Raw genomic sequence first — 573 nt, 5'->3', positions numbered from 1 at the left:
TGGAACGCAACGACCAGCGTGGTGGTCAACTCGTCCGTTTCCCATTCTTTGATGCGGATGGTCGTGTAGACACGGCGTAGAATATGTGCCTCGACAGCCGATGTTCCGAACTTCTGTTCCACCTGGGGCAGGACGACCACGCCGGGCTGGGCTTTGTTCTTGTTCTGAGCGGCAAAGATTTCCTCCACCTCGTAGTTCAGGTTGTGTTTCTGGCAGAAACCCGCCATGCGCTCTATCACCTCGTAATGGTAGATTCCCTTGAGCGGGTTGCCGTAGATGTCATTCTCCTTGTGTGTGCGCCGGAGCGTGTCGAGCGTCATCACCTCGACGTTGTTGTTCTGGAAATCGAACTGCACGGGGGCAGCCGTTGTTGCTAATGCTGTTGCCATAATGATTGGTGTTAAAAAGTTATACAATAAGAAAGGCGGTGGAGCGTCGTCCATCGCCTTTTCAGGATTCATTTTGTGAGTTTAGGCAGGTAGCACCTGCATATCAAGTCCGTGATACTCGGGTAATACACGTTGCCATAAGTTCCGTATGGTCCGAAACGGGCAAGGAAGCGGAAGTAAAAAT

1 pseudogene is annotated in these 573 nt (G+C 51.7%); it reads right to left on the bottom strand.

Annotated elements, in window-relative coordinates:
- Positions 1-389, bottom strand: a pseudogene (locus LPH68_RS26545) (DUF932 domain-containing protein); the annotation flags it as partial.
- Positions 390-573: the final 184 nt, after the last annotated feature.

The sequence above is a fragment of the Bacteroides sp. 1_1_30 genome, assembly GCF_020982715.1.
GTDB lineage: Bacteria > Bacteroidota > Bacteroidia > Bacteroidales > Bacteroidaceae > Bacteroides > Bacteroides xylanisolvens.
The sequence above is the reverse complement of the archived record's forward strand: the minus strand, read 5'-3'. Positions and strand labels throughout refer to the sequence as shown.